This is a genomic window from Steroidobacter sp., assembly GCF_016790065.1.
Lineage (GTDB): Bacteria > Pseudomonadota > Gammaproteobacteria > Steroidobacterales > Steroidobacteraceae > Steroidobacter.
This window is the reverse complement of record NZ_JAEUPY010000841.1, coordinates 1-3816: the sequence shown is the minus strand read 5'-3', so window position 1 is coordinate 3816 and position 3816 is coordinate 1. Positions and strand designations below refer to the sequence as shown.

General features: G+C 61.8%; 4 protein-coding genes. 2 read left to right on the top strand and 2 right to left on the bottom strand.

The window, feature by feature from the left end:
• Both JNL55_RS33900 and JNL55_RS33895 read right to left on the bottom strand, forming a co-directional pair.
• Window positions 1-274, bottom strand: a 274-nt coding sequence (locus JNL55_RS33900) for a hypothetical protein (RefSeq protein ID WP_293865262.1), incomplete at its 3' end; no start/stop codon positions are given.
• A gap of 83 nt (window positions 275-357) precedes the next feature.
• On the bottom strand, window positions 358-2892 hold the full coding sequence (locus JNL55_RS33895; protein ID WP_293865259.1) for a TonB-dependent siderophore receptor: 2535 nt from the start codon (window positions 2890-2892) through the stop codon (window positions 358-360).
• Window positions 2893-3017: 125 nt separating this feature from the next.
• Here JNL55_RS33895 and JNL55_RS33890 point away from each other — a divergent pair, with 125 nt between their 5' ends.
• Both JNL55_RS33890 and JNL55_RS33885 read left to right on the top strand, forming a co-directional pair.
• Window positions 3018-3590 carry an RNA polymerase sigma factor gene (locus JNL55_RS33890; protein ID WP_293865257.1) on the top strand — a complete coding sequence of 191 codons (573 nt, stop codon included), beginning with the start codon at window positions 3018-3020 and terminating at the stop codon, window positions 3588-3590.
• Window positions 3591-3621: 31 nt separating this feature from the next.
• Window positions 3622-3816, top strand: a 195-nt coding sequence (locus tag JNL55_RS33885; RefSeq protein WP_293865256.1) for a FecR/PupR family sigma factor regulator, incomplete at its 3' end; no start/stop codon positions are given.

The window sequence follows — 3816 nt, the reverse complement described above, 5'->3', positions numbered from 1 at the left end:
GTCCGTCCGGCGCGATAGAAACATTCTGTATCCCGAACTGATCGGTATAGGCAGTGATCTGCCGCGGCTTGAAATTCGGTGCAGCGGCGGCAAGCAAGTTGTTGCCATCGCTCCAAACCACATGGCGGCTGTTCGCGGCGGCGATCAAGCTGGAACCCATCGTGTCATGAGCCGCGATCGATTCCGCCAGCGTGAATGTTTCGGGGCGCGATGCGGCGTGACACACCGGCGCGCACAACAAGAAACACAGCAGCAGCTTGTTCACTGGAGGCATAGGGCAACTTCGCTTGAAAGAGTTGGGAGAAAAGAAAGGGCCGCGCGCACGAGAACTCGTGCGCGCGGCCGATGGCTCAGGAACTACCAGCGTCCGCGAATGGACACGGTGACGCTACGCGGATTGCCGTAGACGTTCTGACCGAACAGCGCACCGGTGGGTTGCCAGTACACTTTGTCGGTCAGGTTCTCGCTGTAGATGGCGAGGGTCAGTTGCTCGGTGAGCGCATACTGGACCGAGGCATTCCACAGCGTGATGCCGCCGTAGTGAAGGTCGGTCGCGTAGAAGGCATTGCCTGGGATGCTGCCGAAAGCCGTGCTCGACTGCGCAGTGACGCCTGCATTGACGGTCACAGCCGACAGCGCGCCTGGCAATCGATAGGTGCTCCACACTTTCATTTGATGCTTGGGCGTTCGGCGCAAGGTGTTGGCACCGGTCGGCCGCCCCTTATAGTCCGATTGCGTGAAGGTGTAGCCACCGAACAGCTGCCAGCCTGGCAGCACCCGGCCGGACATTTCCAAGTCCATGCCTTCGACGGTGATATCCGACTCCTGCAGATAGCAGCAGCTCGAACCGGTCGCCGGATCGGTCACGCCGAGATAGGCCGGATCGCCGATGCCCTGACCGGCGCGTTCGAGCCGATAGATCGAAGCCGCCGCGGTCACGCCATCGAACACATCGCCTTTGATACCCAGCTCGACGTTACTGCCGACGATGGGGCTCAACGACTCGCTGCCCGGCGGCGGACCTTTCAACAGATTGCCCTGAGGATTGAAGGTCTCGCCATAACTCACATAGGTCGTCCAACTGGGCGACAGCGAGTAGCTCAACGCGACACTGGGCACGAACTCCTGTTCGCTGTAACGCAAACGAGTGGTCGCGCCAGTCGCGAGGGTGGTGAATGTCTCGTTGTAACGAAACGTGCTGTAGCGACCGCCGAGTGTCAGCCGCAGCGGCTCAGCCAACTGCACTCCCACCGTCGCGTAGTAGCCTCGCTGTGACCGCTCGCGGTTCGGGTAGTACGAACTCGCAAACGTCGCAGGCTCGGCGAACGTTGCCGGATCGTAGTTATAGAAATTGCCGAGCGGGATACCGATGGGAAAGCCCGTGACCGCATAGCCGAGTTCATTGCCGCTCAGCCGGGTGTAGTCCGTGCCCACCGTGTAGCGGTGAGTCCGCCCGAAGAGTTGCAGTTCGCCACTGGCCGACAGATCGGCCATCCGTTGCGTGGCTGAGGCATCGAAGCGACGCCGCCCCATTCTGGCGCCTTCGTCGGTCGCCGGGTTGACGATGCCGCCCACCGTTATGTAGTTCGCTTCGGTGTCCTGCTCGATCTGATTCAGCTTGAGGCTGATGGTTCCAGTGTCGCCGTACTTCTGCTCGACTCGCGCGAAGGCGTCATAAGTGTCGGAGTTCCAGTAGGTCCACGGCGGCGCGATGCTGTATTCACGTGACACATTCAGCGTCCGGCCATCCGAGTAACGCGGCGTGCCCCAACCTGGAAAGCCTTTCTCATCGCGTTGCTCGTAGCTCAGACCGACCGCCAACACCGTGCTGTCCGTGGCGTCGAATTCCAGCGTGCCATAGGCGATCTGCTTCTCGGTCTTGTAGCGTTCCAAGTGATAGCCACGATCCATGTATGAAACCACCGCGCGGCCACGCAAGCGTCCATCGAGCGCCAACGGCCCGGTGCCATCGAGGATGGCGCGATAATTGTCCCAAGTACCGCCGGACAAGTTCACTCGCATCGCTGCGGTATGTTCGGGGCGCTTGCGGACCAGATTGATCACGCCGCCAGGCTCGCCCGCACCGGAATACATACCGTCCACACCGCGCAGCACTTCGATCTGCTCGATGGTCGACGTATCGGGTGTATAGAGAAAGCCCAAGCCGCCGCTGTAGCCCGGCGCACCGCCGTCGAACTGCATGGTCTCGAGCTTGATGCCGCGAGAATAGTAGAACGTGTCCTGCGGGTTGAAGGCACTCACCGCCACGCCAGTGGTCTGGATCAATGCTTCCTGCAGCGAGGTCAGGTTCTGCGCCTCGATGCGCTCACCGGTCATGATGGTGACCGACTTCGGCAGCTCTCGCAGCGTGCCGCCGGCTTTGGAGCCAACGCCCAGACGCCGATCGAGGGTGCCGAACACCATCACCTCATCGATGGTGGCGCTGGCGTCGCTATCGGTGCTGCTGCGAGCAACGTCTGCTTGAGCAAGCCGGATCAGTTCCATCTGCGCGCCCGCGCCGACGCGCTCATTGCCGGCTCTATCACGAATCGCCACCGTCTTTTCGTCCACGAACTCGTACGCCAGCGAAGTGTTGGCCAGCAACTGACTCAAGGCGGCGTCGGCGCTGAACCGGCCGTTGAGCGGTTGTGAAGTGATGCGCTCTCCCAGCTCGGTATAGAACATGATCGACAGTCCCGACTGTCGCGCGAAGCTGCTGAGCGCGTCGCCTAGCGGTTGCGCCGGTATGTTCAGCGACACCGTGGCTTGGCGCGACACTTCGGCGGCGCTCGCTGGTGCTGCTGTTAGCAGCAGACAGGCGCTCAAAGCCAACGGTGCCAGACACCCACCGGACGTGATGGGTTTACGAACAAGGCGAATCGAACGAGTCATAGCAGGTCTCCCCTTTTGGTCTTCTATGACCTGTTAGGCGGTTCGACCCGGCGATCCGGGGTACGGAATTTCGCTCAAAAAAAAAGCGTACCCCGTTTTCGCGAAATTCCCGCCTAAGAAGATATATGGGCTACGAGACATCGACGCTGCCGCCCCAGGATCCCGCCGCCAAGCCGGCCGCCCCTTTCAAGGGGCTGGCGCTGACGGTGCGCGACCACTACGGCAAGGCTCTGCACCAGTACCTGATGCGTCGGCTGCGCGGTACCCACCATGTCCGCGATCTGGAGCAGGAGGTCTATCTGCGCCTGCTGCGTGTTGCCAGCGCCGAATTGGTGCGCGACCCGCAGGCCTACATGTATCGCATCGCCTCGCACGTGGTTTACGAGTTCAAACAGCGAGCGGCGCAGGAACGCGTCACCTTCGATTCGGAGGCCGTGGCGGATTGGGAAGAACGCCCCCAGGACGTGTCCTCCGATCCGTTGGCGGATCAACTGAGCGCCGAACGGGAACTGCAACGCGCGCTCTCCAGCTTGCAGCCTCAATGGCGGGCCGCTTTCATCCTGCACATGCGCGATGGCTTGACGCACGCGGAGGTCGCGCAGCGCCTGAAGATTTCGGCGCACACGGTGAAGAAACACATGTTCAGGGCTTTTCTCGCGATGCGCAGCGCGACCCAGGCCCGCGAGCGGCAAGGCTAGGCGGCAACGCCGGCGGCGCATGGAGAACGAGATGGAACCCCAGCATCCGGACGACCTGAGTATCACCGAGCAGGCCTTTGAGTGGTACGACGTGCTGCGCACCGGCGGTGCTCGCGAGCGCGCGGCATTTGCGGAATGGCTAAGAACCTCGCCGCGACATGTCGGCGAGTTTCTGTCGGTGACGGCGGTGTACCAGGAACACGCCGGCGTACCGTTCACGCAAGAC

Excerpts from the sequence above, each read along its gene's own strand:
- JNL55_RS33890 (WP_293865257.1), top strand. The coding sequence starts at position 3,018 with ATGGGCTACGAGACATCGACGCTGCCGCCCCAGGATCCCGCCGCCAAG.
- JNL55_RS33895 (WP_293865259.1), bottom strand. The coding sequence starts at position 2,892 with ATGACTCGTTCGATTCGCCTTGTTCGTAAACCCATCACGTCCGGTGGG.